The sequence below is a fragment of the Thalassotalea sp. 1_MG-2023 genome, from assembly GCF_030546745.1.
Lineage (GTDB): Bacteria > Pseudomonadota > Gammaproteobacteria > Enterobacterales > Alteromonadaceae > Thalassotalea_C.
The window spans coordinates 1-17,847 of sequence record NZ_JAUOPD010000001.1 but is presented as its reverse complement, the minus strand read 5'-3'; the positions used below and the strand labels follow the sequence as shown (position 1 = coordinate 17,847).

Genomic DNA, 17,847 nt, shown 5'->3' with positions numbered 1-17,847 from the left:
GGCATTTTTAATGTGATAATCTCTAATCTAATTAGAATGTGTGTGCATTTTATTGGTTAGGCTCAAGTTGGCTGCGCCAAAGACATTACAAACAAGCAAAGGTTGCATACACTGAAATCCCTTTCAATAATACGCGTTGTAATACGATGTTATTTTTTATTTAGTCTTTTTTCTATCTGTTTTTTTTCCCAATCTGCGCTGAAAAAATTAACAACCTCGAAAACACTCAAGCCATGTGAAATGACACCAATTCCCCAACCTAAAGCCACCCACCAAGCCCAAATGTAACCAGGACTCATGATAAAGTTTAAGATGAAGAGTGCTCCTACCACTATCGCATAGTTAATTAGATGCGTATAAAAGTCTTTGATGTCTTTAACATGTTCAATGATTTCGATTTCTTGATTTGATAATTCTCTATCGGCATTCATAACAGGCTCTTGTTGTAATGTTTGAATATTAACTTCAAAAACAGCAGCTAAAGATTTTAATGATTCCAAGCCAGCATTTTGCCCCCTTTCAATCCGTTGAATAGTGCGTACACTCAACCCACTAAATTGAACAAGTTGATCTTGAGACCAACCACGCTGAATTCTTAATTTTCGAACAATCATTTATACACTCTTTGCTGAAGTTTGAGAGTAATTATCAATTACAAGCTGTATTTTAACGACGACATTTACATGACATATACACGACATTTGTTATAAATCAATAAGATAAAAGCACCTTAAGCATCTCAATGACACGAAGGCTTAAAGTGCCTACTCGAAAGCTTTATATAACCATATTCTTTGGAAAACTAGATAGCGAATCGTTTTTTAATCAGAAAAGGTTTTTTACTGTTTGATACCGTGCTTTTCTAGAAAAGGTTTCACACGTTCCATCAGTTTAATTTGCTTAGACTGTGCTTCTTGCATACCAATTTGAGCGCCAAGTTGCATTAATTTTGGTGATGTTTCTAAAAATTTTTGGCCGATAGGCGTCTTATAAAAGCTGATAATTTCGCTAAGTTCATCGACGGTAAATGCTTGCGAATACAGCTTTTTCATTTCATTTATCATCTTTGTACGATCAATATCTTCGTTATACCAAGTACGAAAAATATCCTTTAGCTCTGCTTTGCCTTTACTATCTAATTTAAACTTAGCAGTCATTTGATCGATCACAGGTAGCATTGCTTCAAACCCACCTGCCATTTGCTTTTCCATCGCCATAACACTGAAAAGTTCATCGATGGGTTTTTCTTGTGCCATGGTAGGCAATGACAAGGTACATAATATTAATGGTAGTACTAAACGTTTTTTCACTTGATATCCTTATATAACACCGCGACAGCGGATCAGTATGTGCTTACAATGCTAATGTAGACAGTGAAGCCGAGTAAGCGTTTAGCAGCTCCACCAACAAATAGACCGGTCAATTAAGAATAGAAATTAACACGTTACGATAGTATTGCAAGTAGAGCATTATCATGAATAGAGTGGTTTGAACATTGAAAGCAAATAATAACTCCCTTAAGAATCGACAAGGATGCGCTTGACGCTTTGGCTTCTATAAGCAAGATTAAAACGTCAATATCAATGGCGTCATTCACTCTACATCATCCGTTCCTGCTAGGTTTTATGAACAGCCCTTTTCTCGATAAAATGGAATAGCTTTAATTGATAAACCTGTTTGTTTTGATGCTTCACTAATCTACATCAATTTTGATTGTTGAGGTTGCACTGGCATAAAGACATCTAAGTGCGATTAACAAACGCTAAATGTATATCTTCTAGACGGCGCCCGCGGGTATCTATGCCGTTTTTAGCAAGAACAATAGCGCACAATACTAATGGTACTGCAATCGTGAAAGCAGATACCCCTATTTGTTCAAATAACCCCATTACACCGAGTAATGCGCCAACTATTCCACCAAATTTAGAGCTTGCAGCGATTAGGCCAGCCCCTATACCACGGTGCTGTACGGGATAAATTTCCGCTGCGTAGGGAATTAACATGGCGATAACGCCGCTACTGCTGATTAACAGCAACACTGTAGAAGTAATGATCACAGTACTATTAAGTTGCCCAAGTAAATCGCCAATGATAAACAAACTTAAGCTAAGCGCCGTTAACGCAACAAAAAGAACTAACGTTTTGATACTGCTCCAACGGTGATATAACCATACAACCATCAGAATGCCTGGAAGCGCAAATAAGCCTGACTGTGCTAACAACTGATTAGTGGCTTGAGCACTCATACCCATTTCACGCAAATTGGTTGGTAACCACAATAAAAAACCAAAATTGGCAACCCCCCACGCTACGCCTGTGCCAATAAGTGCTAGTGTAATTAAAGCATATGGCCCTTTCATCATTTGAGATAAACTACTCGGCTCAACTTCTTCACAGGTTACTGGCAGCGTTTGCTGAATTTTGGGGTCATCAAGTTCGCCATTGTATTTAGTTAATACCGCTTTTGCTTGGTTTACTAATCCCATATTTGCTAAGAATCTCGGTGATTCAGGGATATATTTATTCAAGATAATAACAATTAAACCTGTAGGTAAGCCTAATAGCCAAAGTGCTCGCCAACTAAATAACGGTTCAAGCAGTGCAGCAGCACCTGACGCCAGCAAGTAACCTGCTGAGGTTCCAATACCACCTAATGCAACAAGCAACCAACCTCGGTGATGAGCGGGTACCATTTCAGCCATTAAGGTAAAGGTTATGGGTAATAGACCACCTGCAGATAACCCCATTAAAAAACACATAATAAGGTTCCACTGAAAACTCGGCATCGCTCCACAAATTGCAGTACCAATAAACATTAATGCTGAGAGTAGGATAGCAGCCCGACGACCCAGTAGATCTGCCATTCTGCCCCATAAAACAGAACCAATAGCTGTTCCCGTCAAGGCAACAAGTGCTACAACCCCTACTGTTTCATTATTTATTTGGTATTCATCAGTCATCCCTGGCATAACAAACCCTAACGTAGCAGGCTTCATTACATCAACAATCACAGCAATTAATAACGCAATAACTAATTTAATATGTTCTGTGTTGAGTGGGCTATTGTCAGCAACATGAAACTGAATTTCTTCAGTGCTGTTATTGAGTCGTAACGTTGCTAAGCGGGGCATCAAACCATAGCAAGCTAATGCTAAACCAAATGGAATCAACGCCATGCCAATAAGCATGGTGTTATCCATAGCCATGCCTGCCATACGGTAATTCATATGAGCAGCATGAATAAACATTGGAATATGAGACAGCACACCTAGAGTGATCAACACACAACCCAGCCAAAAAGCAACAGGATGATGAAATAAATACTCTTTAGCGCGCATTTTTATTACCTTCATGCCACAAATACAAGGTGACACTGTGTGATTATTAATCGTTTGATTATACCCATATCTTGATTGTTTTCTAGTGAAATAGTGTAATTACTCAAGGTATGTGACTTTTAATGATAACGATTACATTTCTATTAAAAATAGCAAACGATAACAAGCTAAATAAAGACCACTCATTAATTTAATCAATTTTCGTCAAGTGACATTTACCAAAATAAATTCACCAAAGCACTATTAATTTTTGTGTGTTTTTTATACTATTTGCCATTATTAATTTATAAGGATATTGACTATGAAACTCATACTCTCATTACTAATTTGTGTGACCACATTTGGCACCTTGGCCAACGATGAAGATCCAGCAAAGCTTTGCAAAAATGCCGCTAATTTATTTGAAAGCGGAGATATTGAAGGTGCGCTAGAAGAGGCTCGTTGGTGTGTTACACAACTTGAGCAATTAAAAAACAATCAAATTAGCAGTTTTTTCAAAGATAAAATCAACGATTTTTCGGGTAATGAGCTTTCCCATCAATCTGCCATGGGAATGAATATTATTGAGCGTGAATATCATCACAACGATCAATACATACAAGTAACATTAACAACAGGAAATACAGGCGCTGCCGCTTCTGCTTTTGCTGCTCTGGCACAATTTGGTATGACCTCTAGTAACAATAAAGTGCGTATTCAAAGACGTAACGCAAGCTTAGAACACACTGATGGCTCTACAAAGCTAACCGTTTCATTAAAAAGCGGTGGCATGTTAGCGTTTGAATCAAATTCAGCAAATAAAGATGCTGTGTTAGCCTTTGCAAAAAGCTTTCCCGTGAAAGCCCTTGATAATAATATGATGGAATAACGGCTAGCTTTGTAGCCTAATAGTTATCGATTATAAGAGCTATTAGGCTATATCACTTCACATGTCGACATTTATAAATTCAATGATATTCACTCAATAGCCTAGAAATTGTTATTTGCACCCATATATATAGAAAAAAGCGCTAATTACCTTATAGGACACGACATAATGTCTGCAATTGCTGAAAAAATTGCCCAAGAACTCCATGTAAACACTCATCAAGTAACCGCTGCAATCTCATTACTTGATGAAGGATCTACAGTACCATTTATTGCCCGTTACCGAAAAGAAGCTACGCAAGGGTTAGACGATGGCCACCTTAGAACATTATCACAACGACTTGAATACTTACGCGAGCTAGAAGAACGCAGACACGTTGTACTAACGAACATTGAACAGCAAGAAAAATTAACGCCACAATTAAAACAATCCATTCTTGAGGCAGACAATAAAACACGCCTTGAAGATTTGTACCTCCCTTATCGACCAAAACGAAGAACTAAAGGACAAATCGCCATAGAAGCTGGCCTCGAACCTTTAGCTACGGCATTGTTTCAGCAATGGCAACTCGTGCCTGAAATAGAAGCTGAGCAGTACATTAATATTCCCGCAGGCTTTGAAAATACCGATAAGGTGTTAGAGGGGGCCATTTACATTCTAATCGAGCGCTTCGCCGAAGACGCATCACTATTAGCAAAACTACGTAGATTAATTGCCAAACAAGCGCACTTAAAAAGTAAGGTGCTAAAGAAAAAAGAAAAAGAAGGTGCTAAATACCGTGATTATTTCGAATATTCTGAAAAAATTGTAAAAATTCCCTCACATCGAGCATTAGCATTATTGCGAGGTAGAAACGAAGGCTTTTTAAGCTTATCGCTTGACGTAGATCCGCAGCAAGATAATAGCCACTATTCTTCAGCAGAACAAATGATTACCGAGCATTATCAGCTCAACTTGTCTTCGCAGCCAGCCGCTAAATTTCTTACCAAAGTGGTACATATGGCATGGAAAGTAAAATTTAGTCAATCATTAGAAACTGAGTTTTTAGGCACCTTACGTGAAAAAGCAGAACAAGAAGCCATTATTGTTTTTGCTAAAAACCTGAAAGACTTATTAATGGCTGCGCCTGCTGGGCCAAAAATAACAATGGGAATCGATCCAGGCTTTAGAACTGGCTGTAAAATAGCGTTGGTAGACGCAACCGGCAAGTTGCTAAAAACGGCTACTATTTTTCCACATGAGCCGCAAAATAACTGGGATAAATCTATTCGTACTCTGGTTAATTTAGCGCGCCAATACAAGGTTGACCTTATTGCTATCGGCAATGGCACAGCCTCAAGAGAAAGCGATAAGTTAGCGGGTGAAGTTGTAAAAGCATGCGAAGGAAAAGTCAAAAAAATTATTGTCAGCGAAGCAGGTGCTTCTGTTTATTCAGCTTCTGAACTTGCCGCGACAGAATTTCCTGATGTTGATGTGTCTATTCGTGGCGCGGTATCCATTGCTCGTCGGTTACAAGATCCTTTGGCTGAGTTAGTTAAAATTGACCCTAAAGCCATTGGCGTAGGACAATATCAACATGATGTAAGTCAAAGTAAATTAAGTAAAGCCCTCGATAATGTCATTGAAGACTGTGTAAATGCAGTTGGTGTTGATATCAACAGCGCCTCTGCGGCATTACTTACCAGAGTGGCCGGATTAAATAAAACCATTGCTAATAATGTGATTCGTTACCGAGATGCGCACGGTCGTTTTAACAGTAGAAAAGAAATCAAATCGGTTGAACGTTTAGGCCCTAAGGCTTTCGAACAAGCCGCTGGTTTTTTACGAATTTCTGATGGTATTAATCCACTAGACGCATCTGGTGTTCATCCCGAAACCTACCCTATTGTAGATAAAATTGTAGCCCAGCTAAGTGCCTCAATAGACCAAGTGCTTAATGAAGAAACATTAGCGAATAAAGTTGATTTTCAGTCGCTCGTTGATGATAAATTCGGTGATATTACCGTAAAAGATGTGGTGCAGGAACTGGCAAAGCCGGCTCGAGATCCTCGTCCTGAATTTAAAACAGCGACCTTTACCGAAGGCGTCGAATCAATCAAAGATTTAAACGTTGGTATGGTGCTTGAAGGCGTGGTGTCTAATGTAGCAAATTTTGGTGCCTTTGTTGATTTAGGTGTTCACCAAGACGGTTTAGTGCATATTTCTGCGATCACCAATAAGTTTATTTCTGACCCTCGCGATGTGGTAAAAGCAGGTGATATTGTCAAAGTTAAGGTAACGGAAGTAGATGTTGAACGAAAGCGCATTAGTCTTACAATGCGATTAACAGATGAAGCATCAGCGCCTACAAAACAAAAATATCAACCAACCCATACACCCAAAAGTAACCCCAAAGGTAAGCAGCAAGCCAGGCCGCAGCATCACAACAAAAAACCAAAACCGGTAGAAAATGCCGCCATGGGAAATGCCTTTGCTGATGCCTTTGCAAAGTTGAAAAAATAATAGCTTAAAAAAAATAAACTAGAGCGTACTGCTTAGTACTGGAGGCACAATGAATCTTGCACAACTTAATATTGCGAAAGCAAAATACGCGCTAGACGCACCAGAAATAGCAGAATTTATCAACAACCTGGAACCGATCAATGCTATTGCAGAAACAAGCAATGGCTTTGTTTGGCGCTTAAAAGATGACAGTGGTGACGCCACAGATATCAAAGTCATGGATGACCCAGATATCATCGTAAACATGTCTGTTTGGCAAGATATTGAGTCATTAAAGAATTTTATGTTCAGAACCCATCACATTGATTTTCTCAAAAGAAAGCAAGAGTGGTTTCATCGCATCCCCGAAGACTCTTACGTATTATGGTGGGTACCGGTTAATCATATACCTACAGTAGAAGAGGCAATTGAGCGTTTGATGCATTTAAGAAAACGAGGGGATTCACCCTATGCATTTAGCTTTAAAAGTAACTTCACTGCAGCAGATTTAAATAAAATTAATTGAAGTCATAACGGTGTAATTTCGATATAAAAAAGCACCCTATCCCATTATCAATAAGGTGCTTAACATTTTCATTATCGAAACGTTGAGCTTAACGACTCTAACGTTTCCGCACTTTTGTTCACCTCAATACCATAACGGTTAACTTGCTCAGCAATTTCGGTGTTTTCTTTTGAAATACCATCGATACTATGCACGCTTTGGGTCATTTCTGCCGCGACGGCACTTTGTTGTTCGGTTGCCGTTGCTATTTGCCCTGCAATATCTGTTACTTCATCCATCATACCTTTGATGCGATCCATTCCAGCTTTTGCTTCTGTTGCATCTTCTACGCATGATTCTGCTTCACCTTGACTTGAAACCATGGTTGCGCTCCATTGCTGTAGCGTTTGTTGAAGCTCTACCACTGAACCTTGTATTTGCTCGGTTGCAGATTGCGTTCTGCCAGCAAGGGTTCGCACTTCATCTGCAACAACAGCAAAACCTCGTCCTTGTTCACCAGCACGAGCAGCCTCAATAGCCGCATTTAAAGCTAATAGGTTAGTTTGATCAGCAATGCCTTGAATTTCAGTCATGATATCTGAAATACGGGTGATATCTGTAACAAGGTTAGTTGCAGTATTTGCAGCAGATTCTACCTCACCTGATAATACGGTGATTTTTTTCTGACTATGATCAATTACACTAATTGCTTGATTACATTCAGACTGCATTACCACGACCTTGTCGTAAGCATCTGTAGTACTTTGACTGACATCTTGAACGGTGGCAGACATTTCTGTCATTGCCGTTGCTAATTGATCTAGCTGCGAGTTTTCATTAAATAGACCTTCCAAAGAACGAGCAGAGGTATCTTTTAATTTTACTCCAAGATTAACAAGCCCTTCACCTGAATCACGGCTTCTTCCTAAAATTGTTCTTATTTTTGCTTGCTGCATTAAATACGGGTATCGCATTAACGCGGCAATGCCTTTACCACTAAACACGAACCTAGATGGACTGTCGAATTCTTGTTTATATTGTGAAATTTGATTAGAGATATCAATAAACTCATCTTTAAAAATAATAACCAGTAACGCAACCGTCAGAAGTAACGCGCCTGCTGCGTACATAGAAACAAGCCATGCTAATAATATCGTAACTGAACATACAAGCGCAGCAGCCAAGCTACGTTTTAAAGACACATTCGTAGAAAATTCGTTTATCGATTTCCCTTGATTTATCTGTTGATACAGCGCCTGTGCCTTATGTTTTTGTTCGGCCGTAGGACAACAACGAACAGATTGGTAGCCAACAATATTATTCCCCTCGTATAAAGGAGTAACGTAGGCATCTACCCAATAATAATCACCATTCTTACAACGGTTTTTAACCATGCCTCGCCAAGAGTCTCCCCGTTTAAGTTTTTGCCATAAGTCAGCAAAAGCCGCCTTAGGCATATCAGGGTGACGAACAATATTATGATGCTGCCCTTCTAGTTCAGATTGTGAATATCCCGCTATTCGACAAAAATCTTCATTAGCATATAAAATCACACCTTGAGTGTCGGTAATCGAAACAAGCTGTTCAGAAGGCGAAAATGTAACTTCATTCGTTGTGGTATTCATTAAGGTTTTAAATTCCGTATTGAAGTTGTGGTTAATGGTCTATCTAAGTAAAGATTATATCGGCAAAAAATCCAAATTGTTAAAAAAATATAAAATTTTTAACGGTTTACAAAATAACCACAAAATATTTACGGGATAATAACGATATATAAGCCATAGAAAGGAGATTAATGCGATTCGCTTGATATTGTGATTAACGTAAAACATGCAGCTCTGGAATATTTAGAGTGACTGAATTAAATTGGCGTATATCCAATATTTCTATGACTTAACGTGATTATTTACCTATAAAAAAAGGGAAGCATTGCTTCCCTATAAAGATAACCTCAGTGAGGCTAACTAACGCAAAAACGTGTTAACACAGTAACGTTATAAAACATATTTCACAGAAAGTTGTGCGTAATTAGAATCAGCAGCGAGGTCTTCTGCATCAAAATTACCAAACTCAACACCGTACGATAGTTTTGGCGTTATGCTTTTAAACAGGTTTACGCCCCAGTGTGTACGTTCACGATCTGATTCTTCTGTTTCTGTTCGACCATAAAAAACATTCGTTCTTAATGTTTCTGTCCAAAAATGGCGATAAGCAACAGAAATAGATTTTGTTTCCTCGACTTCTTCACCGACAAGGTCTGTCGCGGCAGCCGCTCCTACATAGCGACCCGTATTGCCACCATGCAGTTGAAATCTAAAATCATCTTTACCCACAGTTTTGATTCTACCGGCAATACCGTAGCCAAACCCTGATTCTGATTCGCCACTAACTGTTTCTAATTGTTTAGCGACACCTGCAACTGACACATTACCCCAATCACCCGAGAAGGTGTATTTAGCAATAACATCAGGCACTGAATCTTGTGAGCCATAACCACCTGCACCAGTATAGCCTCCGTAAGACTCTGGGTTTTCAATCGCAACCTGAAAGTTACCGTTGGTATAACGGATCAAATCTTGACGAATAAATGCCGCTGCAACTAAAGGGCCACCGAAGTCAGCAGCTTCAGCTAAAGCACTAGTATTGACAAACGTTGACCATGTTTGACCAACGGTCCAATTTTTATATTTAATAAACGCATGACGTAAACGAGGATGACGAGAATTAGTTAAGCGCTCGTTACCGTCACCGCCATAAAAGTCCATTTCAATGAAGCCGGTTATATCACCATGCTGATATTTTGTATTGAAGCGTGTTGAACTGGCAGAAAAGCGAGTGTTTGAAATATCATCGTTTACGACATGGCCGATCCAAAAATCATCATTGGTTAACGTTGATGATGCATTACCATCAATATAACGAATATCTCCTTGTATAAAACCTCCGAAGGTTATTTTATCATCTTCAGTTAGTTTAATTTCATATCCTGCGTGTGCTGAACTTGCGAGTGTTAATAAGCCTGTCGCCAGTAAACCGGCTTTATAAATTTTCATCTCTACTTTCCCCATGTTTCGTGTATATAGCCTGAGAAAGAAAACTTAACAATCTGTCAGCTATTTATCGTTATTTTTAAACTGTTATTTTTTTTCTGGGTATAACCGTAGAGGCTAATCAGCCATTTAGAAATTAGACCTAAGTCTATAAGAGCAACATTTCTCATTAGACTTTAGTCGTAACTAAAAGAGATTTACTTTCGAATAATAGATTATTAATCGATAATATTATGCTACTTTTTATCGTGTATTCATGACCTTTGGTCGAGTGTGCCAGCCTTTTTCTGCCTAATGTATGCTAAGCTCTTTGTCAGCGAAAATTACGCTTAACTATCGTGATTTATAACAACTAAAATGCAGGTTTCCTCACCATGAACAAATATGTGTCTTTGGCTGCAGCGATAATATCGGTTTCAAGCGTTGCACACGCTGACGTAACGAAAGCCGATTATCAACGCGCAGAACAACAATTATCAACCACCACCACAAAGCTGGTTACTGGTACCGTCGACTATCCAAAATGGTCTAACAACAATACCTTAATTTATCGTAGCCAAACCCCTGAAGGGTTACGATTTTTTAAAGTAGATGCTAACAAGCAAACGAAAGTACCTGCCTTTGATCATCAAAAGCTTGCTGAATCACTTGCACGTATTTCTGAAAGTGAAGTAAACCATAATAAATTGCCTTTTTATCAAGTAACTATCAGTGACGATAACGTACTCAACGTGAGCTACAAAGGTACTAATTACCAGTGCCCATTAAGCAATTACCTTTGTAAAAAAGATGAAACATCAATAAAGCGTAGTGAGTTTGTTTCGCCTGATGGTAACAAGTCAGTATTTATTCGTGAGCATAACTTATGGCTTCGAAACCTTACTGATAATACAGAAACTCAACTGACCACTGATGGCATTGAAAATTTCGGCTATGCAACAAACAATGCTGGCTGGGTACGTAGTAGCAAACCTGTTGTGACCTGGTCACCTGATTCAAGCAAGCTAACCACCTTCAAGCATGACGGCCGTAAGGTTGGCGATATGGGCATTGTATCCACGGCTGTTGGTCACCCAAAAATTGATGTTTGGAAATATCCATTACCTGGCGATGAGCATGTTTTTAAAATTCATCGTGTAGTTATCGACGTAGAAAAAGCGAAGGTTATTCCATTAGATATGGCGCCTGACGAGCATCGCTCTACTATCACTGACCATGTTGCCGCACGAGATGGCAGCTTACTTGATATTGATTGGTCTAGTGATAGTTCTCACTTTGCTTTTGTTTCTTCTTCTCGTGACCATAAAAAAGCAACGTTACGTTTTGCAGATGCTAGTTCAGGTAAAGTAACAACTGTGTTTACAGAAACCGAAGACACCTTTTTTGAATCGGGTGTTCAAGGGGTTAGCTGGCAGTACCTTGATAAAACCAATGAAATATTATGGTTTTCTCAACGTTCAAATTGGGGTCACTTCTATTTAATTGATGCAAATACAGGAAAAGTAAAGAAACAAGTTACCCAAGGTGACTGGACGGTAATTTCATTACTTCATGTTGACCAAGAAAACGGCAAAATTTTATTTACCGGTGCTGGGCGTGAAGGCGGTGACCCATATTTTCACTACCTTTATCGCGTAAACCTTGATGGTTCAGATTTAACGCTGTTAACGCCAGAAAAACAACACCATCGCATCACCTTAAGTGAAAACGGTAAATACTTTGTCGATCGCGTCTCAACGTATGTTACACCAGAAAAAAGTTATGTTCGAAACACCAACAACGGTAAAGGTTTTGCCATCGAAACCATGAATATCGAACAATTAAAAGCGAACAACTGGGTCGCACCAAAGCCGTTTATTGTCAAAGATAGAAACGGTGAACACGATATTTACGGCTTAATGTATAAGCCAAGCAATTTTGACCCGAAACAAACATACCCTGTTGTAAACTACTTATACCCTGGGCCGCAAGTAGGCTCTATTCGAGGTCGTCATTTCCGTGCATCACGAGGCGATAATCAAGCCATTGCTGAACTTGGTTTTATCGTCATTGAAATTGACGCATTAGGTACGCCAGGTCGTTCAAAAGCGTTTCATGAATTTTATTACGGCAACATGGGCGATAGTGGCATACCAGACCAAGTAGCTGCCATCAAACAACTTGCCAGTAAACACAATTGGATTGATGACAGTAAAGTAGGTATTTGGGGGCACTCAGGTGGTGGTTTTGCCTCTACTCGCGCGTTATTAATGTATCCAGATTTTTATAGTGTCGCTGTTTCTCAAGCAGGTAATCATGACAACCGTAACTATGCGGATGAATGGGGTGAAAAATGGCATGGTATGTTAGTGAACAATGAAGACGGTACTACGAACTACGACAGCCAAGCGAATCAACTGATTGCAGATCGTTTAAAAGGTAAATTATTAATTGCTCACGGCACGACAGACACCAATGTACCGCCTTACAATACCTTAGTTGTTGTTGAAGCATTAATTGACGCCAATAAAGATTTCGACATGATCATGCTACCGAATCGCGGTCACGGCTTTGCACGTGAACCGTTTATGTTGCGTAAACGTTGGGACTATTTCGTTGAACACTTAAAAGGGGTAACACCACCTAAAGAGTTTACCTTTGAAACACTAAAAAAATAATATGCTAGTAAATAGCAAGTTTTAACAGTAAAAAAGCCGTTTCGTGTTACGCACAAAACGGCTTTTTACTGTATTGAATTCAACTTCACGAAGATAGTTAAATACTGCTATTTTTGTCGCTCAGGTTCAAACGCTTCATAGCGAGGAAGCTTTGCATCCATTTCTTCCCAATTTGCTTTAGAAGTCACAAAATTATGTGAAATAGGTCTTTCAGAAATCGGTGAGTCTAACAGGCCTAAACGTAATCTAATTCGTTGAATATCTTCTAGGTTTTCACTATAAACAGGAGAACCACAATGTTTGCAAAAGTGGCGCACTCGTTTAGCTTTATACGAAAATTGACTGAGTTCATGCTCGCCAGCGATAATGGCAAAGTCTTCTCGATCAACAAAGCCATTCGTGGCATAAGCCGTACCGCTATTTTTACGACACAAAGAGCAGTGACAATGAATAATATCGCTTATAGCACCTTTAATCGTTATTTGTACTTTGCCACATAGGCAGCTTCCTTTATACATAAAATACCCTGTTATGTTTGATATATTTCAATTGGCAATTCGTCGGGATCACTAAAAAAAGTAAAGTGTTTTCCAGTAAATTCATCAACACGAATCGGCTCAACATCAATGCCTTTTTTTGTCAGTAATAATGCTGTTTGTTCAACAGAATCTACTTGAAAAGCTAAATGTCTTAGTCCTTGAGCTTCAGGATAACTAGGGCGTTTCGGCGCATTGGCAAATGAGAATATTTCGAGTTGGCTACCATCAGGTAGCGCTAGATCTAATTTATATGATTGGCGTTCTGCACGATAATTTTCCGCAATAATATCAAGCCCAAGTATATCAACATAAAAGGCTTTAGAACGTTGATAGTCAGCGCAAATAATCGCTACGTGATGAATACCTTTTAAAACAATTTTATTATTCATACTTTGATAAGTTTTTACCTTTTATTAATATTACAGCGTCTAAAATCATCATAGATAGTGACAAGATCTCATTAATCTTTAATCTTTAATCTTTAATCTTTAATCTTTAATCTTTAATCTTTAATCAAAGTATAATAATCGCCCTTTGGTGGCTTGCCAAAAAGCGACATAGCAGCTTGCATTTTATCTGCAGGATATTGACTTAACGATGCCTGATGAGCTTCTTTAGTTTGCCACTGCTCTAATATCACAAAATGTGAGTCATCCTGCTCATCTTGTAAAAGTTGGCAACCTATACATCCTTCACTTTGATTAATATAATCAACAAGCGCTTGGAAAAATTCTTTTAATGCTTGTGTTTGGTTGTCTGCGGCATAAAACTGATTAACTCTATGTATCATAATATTCCCTGCTGAATTAAATTAAGCTGCATTTAATCATTGTCTGTAATGCATCACAATAGCTTTCAATACCGAGCCAAATATTCTCCTTCATTTTAAAAAAATGATTTGTTAAGCGAAGCTACCGTGCTTTCGATGCTAGTATCAACTAGACTAACAACAGCAAGACTTTTTGGGTATAAGTGTATGACTAAGTCGCTTTGTAAATGGAAGAAAAAAGACATAGAAAAAAATATACACATTATTGCACAAATTGTGTTTACGCCGCGCTTTGCATGTAAAGACTGTGCGCGTTCGGCTCATTCAAAAAGTTTTTTATGTAAACCGATAAAACTCACTTTTACTCATATCGAAAAGGAAAATTATGATTAACGTAAATCAACAAATGCCAAGCGGAAAACTTCACCAACGTACCGATAACGATACTATCACTCATCAATTACCTGATTTATTCGCAGGTAAAAAAGTTGTATTGTTTGCCGTTCCGGGCGCGTTTACTCCTACATGCTCTGACAACCATTTACCTAGCTTCATTGCTTTAGCAGATCAAATTAAAGCTAAAGGTGTTGATGAAATTATCTGTATTGCTGTTAATGATGTGTTTGTTATGAAGGCGTGGCAAGACGTTAAAAACGCTGAACATATTACCATGCTCTCAGATGCTGACGGCAGCTATACACGTTCATTAGGGTTAGGGGTAGATATGGAGCCACTAGGCGGTTTTCGCTCTAGACGTTATGCGATGATTATCGATAACGGCACGGTTGTTCATTTAGCGACTGAAGAAGCAGGCGAATTATCTGTCAGTGGTGGCGAATCAATATTACAAAACTTATAACAAACACAAATGGAAATAATTATCATTGATATGCCATTGATTTTATTGAGTTTTATTTGCAAAACTCTGATTGATACGTGATAATGCGCAAACTATTTTATCGAGGTGTAATATGTTGAAATCAGACATGATCGTAAAGCTCAATGAGCAAATTAACTTAGAGTTTTACTCTTCTAACTTATATTTACAGATGAGTGCTTGGTGTGAGGAGCAAGGCTTTGAAGGCGCAGCTGAGTTTATGCGTAAACACGCTGCTGAAGAGATGGATCATATGACTCGATTATTCACCTATGTGAGTGAAACCGGTGCTTTGCCAATTTTAGGAGCCATTGATGCTCCACCACATGAGTTTGAGTCTCTTGCCGATGTTTTTGAAAAAACTTATCAGCATGAATGTGAAATTACTGAACGCATTAACTCACTTGCGCATCAAGCATTTACTAACCAAGATTATTCTACCTTTAATTTCTTACAATGGTATGTGGCTGAACAACACGAAGAAGAAACCCTCTTTAAAAGTGTGTTAGATAAAATTAACTTAGTTGGCCATGATGGCCACGCACTATTTTTTGTTGATAAAGACTTAGCAGAGCTAGCAAAAACAGGCTCTTCTAGCATTATGACAAATGCGCCCACCGCATAATCATTATATTCGTATATGTTAAAGGGGCTAAAAAGCCCCTTTCTTATAACTGATTCATCAGTACTTAAGCTATAGCTGTTCTTCTGTTGTAACCCGATAACCGCTAGCGGAAGTGTCATCTTGTTCAATAATTAAAAACAATTCATCACTGCTTTCATCTAAGGTTAACTCAAAGTTAGCCAACACTATTTCACTACTGTTATGTTTTGCCACGGCAAAAACTTGGTAAGTATTATTTCTCAAAATAATTGATTCGGCATTTGCATAAGAAACAGCACTTGAATAGTAAGCCGTTGCGATTGTTTCATCACTACGTACAAAATAAAACTCAACTACCCCAAAATCATCACTATCAACTAAGTTAACGAGTTGTAATTGATGATCATAAATACTTTCTCTTACGCTGTTATCAACGACCAACGAGTTAATAGAAATTTCAATTTCATCAACAATGCCGTCACCATTTTCGTCTACATCACCATCGCCATCATGATCAACATTATCTTCTGTTAAATATAAAAAGAGCGTTTTATTAGCATTTTCAGGTAGCGATAATAAATGATTATTAAGCAAAATGCTTTCGCTGCCACTGACCGTCACCTTAACACTAAAATCGCCATTATCTTTTACGATTTCATCACTAAACGTTCCGCGTTCAAGCGATGATAAAGAAGATGTTGTATTACCACCGGTTATTTCAACATCAATAACATCATTGTAGTCTGCAATCAGCTCATGCTGGTCAATGGCATTAAATACGCGAAAATGTGCTTCTGCGTTGTAATCAAGAAAGGTTTCAGTGTACGAAGACGACACTTTATCCATAATATAAGGTGAGTCACTATTTCCTAAGTTTTCACGGATAACCATGACATATTGCGACGGGTATAAAAAGCTTACATTGTTCGATTGAAACAACACCTCATCTTCACCTGCGTGGGTAATATAGAACACATATTGATCTTGATCGAATTTTTGGTTTTCCGAAAGCTCTTGAAACGTATAGCTACCAATCATTGTTGCTTCATTAAACGTTTCATCGGTTTGAGAAAGGTATATATCTACCGCTTGATTAGAACCGTGCATATTCAACACCCGAAGATTAAATAACGATAGCGTTGAGTCATCTTCATCATCCACTAAGGGAATATCATACACATTTACTTGAGGTTGACTGATATCGCCACTAGCCACTACGAACCTGATAGTGTCTTGTTCAATCGAGATTTGATCTTGGAATATCATTTCTAAATCAGCACGTGCTGCACTGTCTTCATCTTGCCACGCTAATTCATAAAAATAATCACCTGTTGGCAATTCTCTGCGCGTATCAGCAGTACCATATGCTGTAGCGCTAAAAGTAATTTCAACTTCATCGTCTTCATCTTCATCTAGATTTTCATCAACAGTCAAAAACAGTGACGGCGCATTCGTAGAAGCATTATAAAATTTTAAATAACCCACTTTATTATCACTACTATCACTAGAGCCACAACCGGCCATAATTAGCATCACACTTGATAATAAAAGTATCATTAAGCTGTTATAGGATAATTTTTCATTACGTTGTTTCGTACAATTCAGCATTTTTCATCTCATTTTTATTCATCGTTAATCGATATCAAGCTGATATCAAAAGTCTGCATATAGAGGCGACTTCTTACTGTTCGTTCAACGATTTACTCAATCTTTGCACTTCTTTACTCGAGCTTTGCGTTTCTTTACTTTATCTTTGTATTTCCTTACAAAATACTGACACTTTTTGGTAATTCTCAGCAGTCTGTTACACAAGCCGCAGTAAATACACTGGTGATAAAAGCAAAATATTTTTATAATGCTTGCCTGATTTACTCTAAGGCTTATAACTTGATACATACTGACGTTTTAATCATTGGCGCCGGCGCAGCAGGTTTAATGTGCGCAGCAACAGCTGGCTATCGAGGCAAAAAAGTTACGGTAGTTGATATGGGGAAAAAGCCAGGACGTAAAATTCTGATCTCAGGCGGTGGGCGTTGTAATTTTACGAATGAAAATGCCAACCCTGATAATTATCTTTGTGAATGATCTGCTTTAATTAAACAGGACACTTTAATAATGGAATATAATCCAATTATTGAGGTGTTAAATGACAAAAAGAA

At 38.4% G+C, this 17,847-nt stretch carries 15 protein-coding genes and 1 pseudogene; 7 read left to right on the top strand and 9 right to left on the bottom strand.

Annotated elements, in window-relative coordinates; genetic code table 11:
• Window positions 1-149: 149 nt before the first annotated feature.
• From Q4489_RS00080 to Q4489_RS00070, 3 genes are all read right to left on the bottom strand, one after another.
• On the bottom strand, window positions 150-614 hold the full coding sequence (locus Q4489_RS00080) for a 2TM domain-containing protein (RefSeq protein ID WP_368389578.1): 465 nt from the start codon (window positions 612-614) through the stop codon (window positions 150-152).
• A gap of 225 nt (window positions 615-839) precedes the next feature.
• A complete protein-coding gene (locus tag Q4489_RS00075; RefSeq protein ID WP_303475448.1) occupies window positions 840-1,310 on the bottom strand; it encodes a DUF2059 domain-containing protein in 471 nt (156 codons plus the stop codon).
• Window positions 1,311-1,742: 432 nt separating this feature from the next.
• Window positions 1,743-3,338, bottom strand: coding sequence for an MFS transporter (locus Q4489_RS00070; protein WP_303475446.1), 1,596 nt, complete (start codon window positions 3,336-3,338; stop codon window positions 1,743-1,745).
• A gap of 301 nt (window positions 3,339-3,639) precedes the next feature.
• Here Q4489_RS00070 and Q4489_RS00065 point away from each other — a divergent pair, with 301 nt between their 5' ends.
• From Q4489_RS00065 to Q4489_RS00055, 3 genes are all read left to right on the top strand, one after another.
• Window positions 3,640-4,206: a hypothetical protein gene (locus Q4489_RS00065; protein ID WP_303475444.1), complete on the top strand. Its 567-nt coding sequence runs from the start codon at window positions 3,640-3,642 to the stop codon at window positions 4,204-4,206.
• Between the two features lie 168 nt (window positions 4,207-4,374).
• Window positions 4,375-6,708, top strand: a complete 2,334-nt coding sequence (locus Q4489_RS00060; protein ID WP_303475442.1) for a Tex family protein — start codon at window positions 4,375-4,377, stop codon at window positions 6,706-6,708.
• A gap of 49 nt (window positions 6,709-6,757) precedes the next feature.
• On the top strand, window positions 6,758-7,213 hold the full coding sequence (locus tag Q4489_RS00055) for a DUF3291 domain-containing protein (protein WP_303475440.1): 456 nt from the start codon (window positions 6,758-6,760) through the stop codon (window positions 7,211-7,213).
• A gap of 71 nt (window positions 7,214-7,284) precedes the next feature.
• Here the strand turns inward: Q4489_RS00055 and Q4489_RS00050 are convergent, their stop codons facing one another.
• Together Q4489_RS00050 and Q4489_RS00045 are read right to left on the bottom strand one after the other, a co-directional pair.
• Window positions 7,285-8,817 (bottom strand): PAS domain-containing methyl-accepting chemotaxis protein, encoded by a 1,533-nt coding sequence (locus Q4489_RS00050; RefSeq protein ID WP_303475438.1) that lies wholly within the window; start codon window positions 8,815-8,817, stop codon window positions 7,285-7,287.
• Between the two features lie 369 nt (window positions 8,818-9,186).
• On the bottom strand, window positions 9,187-10,245 hold the full coding sequence (locus Q4489_RS00045) for a DcaP family trimeric outer membrane transporter (protein ID WP_303475435.1): 1,059 nt from the start codon (window positions 10,243-10,245) through the stop codon (window positions 9,187-9,189).
• Between the two features lie 371 nt (window positions 10,246-10,616).
• On the opposite strand from Q4489_RS00045, the gene Q4489_RS00040 reads away from it, so the two are divergent.
• Window positions 10,617-12,899, top strand: a complete 2,283-nt coding sequence (locus Q4489_RS00040) for a DPP IV N-terminal domain-containing protein (protein WP_303475433.1) — start codon at window positions 10,617-10,619, stop codon at window positions 12,897-12,899.
• Between the two features lie 107 nt (window positions 12,900-13,006).
• Here the strand turns inward: Q4489_RS00040 and Q4489_RS00035 are convergent, their stop codons facing one another.
• From Q4489_RS00035 to Q4489_RS00025, 3 genes are all read right to left on the bottom strand, one after another.
• Window positions 13,007-13,417 carry a GFA family protein gene (locus Q4489_RS00035; RefSeq protein WP_303475431.1) on the bottom strand — a complete coding sequence of 137 codons (411 nt, stop codon included), beginning with the start codon at window positions 13,415-13,417 and terminating at the stop codon, window positions 13,007-13,009.
• A gap of 11 nt (window positions 13,418-13,428) precedes the next feature.
• Window positions 13,429-13,827, bottom strand: coding sequence for a VOC family protein (locus tag Q4489_RS00030; RefSeq protein WP_303475427.1), 399 nt, complete (start codon window positions 13,825-13,827; stop codon window positions 13,429-13,431).
• Window positions 13,828-13,940: 113 nt separating this feature from the next.
• Window positions 13,941-14,228, bottom strand: coding sequence for a putative quinol monooxygenase (locus Q4489_RS00025; RefSeq protein ID WP_303475425.1), 288 nt, complete (start codon window positions 14,226-14,228; stop codon window positions 13,941-13,943).
• Between the two features lie 364 nt (window positions 14,229-14,592).
• On the opposite strand from Q4489_RS00025, the gene Q4489_RS00020 reads away from it, so the two are divergent.
• Complete coding sequence (locus Q4489_RS00020) at window positions 14,593-15,066, top strand: peroxiredoxin (protein WP_303475422.1); 474 nt, start codon at window positions 14,593-14,595, stop codon at window positions 15,064-15,066.
• A 112-nt stretch (window positions 15,067-15,178) separates the two neighbouring features.
• Window positions 15,179-15,709: a non-heme ferritin gene (gene ftnA / locus Q4489_RS00015; RefSeq protein WP_303475420.1), complete on the top strand. Its 531-nt coding sequence runs from the start codon at window positions 15,179-15,181 to the stop codon at window positions 15,707-15,709.
• A 69-nt stretch (window positions 15,710-15,778) separates the two neighbouring features.
• On the opposite strand, the gene Q4489_RS00010 is transcribed toward ftnA, so the two are convergent.
• Window positions 15,779-17,296 (bottom strand): hypothetical protein, encoded by a 1,518-nt coding sequence (locus tag Q4489_RS00010; protein ID WP_303475418.1) that lies wholly within the window; start codon window positions 17,294-17,296, stop codon window positions 15,779-15,781.
• 279 nt (window positions 17,297-17,575) lie between these two features.
• Here Q4489_RS00010 and Q4489_RS00005 point away from each other — a divergent pair.
• A pseudogene (locus Q4489_RS00005) lies at window positions 17,576-17,767 on the top strand (FAD-dependent oxidoreductase); the annotation flags it as partial.
• Between the last annotated feature and the right edge of the window lie 80 nt (window positions 17,768-17,847).

Bases quoted from the DNA above. Each gene is read 5' to 3' on its own strand.
- Q4489_RS00055 (WP_303475440.1), top strand. From the start codon at position 6,758: ATGAATCTTGCACAACTTAATATTGCGAAAGCAAAATACGCGCTAGAC.
- Q4489_RS00010 (WP_303475418.1), bottom strand. From the start codon at position 17,296: ATGCTGAATTGTACGAAACAACGTAATGAAAAATTATCCTATAACAGC.
- Q4489_RS00025 (WP_303475425.1), bottom strand. From the start codon at position 14,228: ATGATACATAGAGTTAATCAGTTTTATGCCGCAGACAACCAAACACAA.
- Q4489_RS00020 (WP_303475422.1), top strand. From the start codon at position 14,593: ATGATTAACGTAAATCAACAAATGCCAAGCGGAAAACTTCACCAACGT.
- Q4489_RS00070 (WP_303475446.1), bottom strand. From the start codon at position 3,338: ATGCGCGCTAAAGAGTATTTATTTCATCATCCTGTTGCTTTTTGGCTG.
- Q4489_RS00050 (WP_303475438.1), bottom strand. From the start codon at position 8,817: ATGAATACCACAACGAATGAAGTTACATTTTCGCCTTCTGAACAGCTT.
- Q4489_RS00060 (WP_303475442.1), top strand. From the start codon at position 4,375: ATGTCTGCAATTGCTGAAAAAATTGCCCAAGAACTCCATGTAAACACT.
- Q4489_RS00030 (WP_303475427.1), bottom strand. From the start codon at position 13,827: ATGAATAATAAAATTGTTTTAAAAGGTATTCATCACGTAGCGATTATT.
- Q4489_RS00045 (WP_303475435.1), bottom strand. From the start codon at position 10,245: ATGAAAATTTATAAAGCCGGTTTACTGGCGACAGGCTTATTAACACTC.
- Q4489_RS00080 (WP_368389578.1), bottom strand. From the start codon at position 614: ATGATTGTTCGAAAATTAAGAATTCAGCGTGGTTGGTCTCAAGATCAA.
- Q4489_RS00040 (WP_303475433.1), top strand. From the start codon at position 10,617: ATGAACAAATATGTGTCTTTGGCTGCAGCGATAATATCGGTTTCAAGC.
- Q4489_RS00065 (WP_303475444.1), top strand. From the start codon at position 3,640: ATGAAACTCATACTCTCATTACTAATTTGTGTGACCACATTTGGCACC.
- ftnA (WP_303475420.1), top strand. From the start codon at position 15,179: ATGTTGAAATCAGACATGATCGTAAAGCTCAATGAGCAAATTAACTTA.
- Q4489_RS00035 (WP_303475431.1), bottom strand. From the start codon at position 13,417: ATGTATAAAGGAAGCTGCCTATGTGGCAAAGTACAAATAACGATTAAA.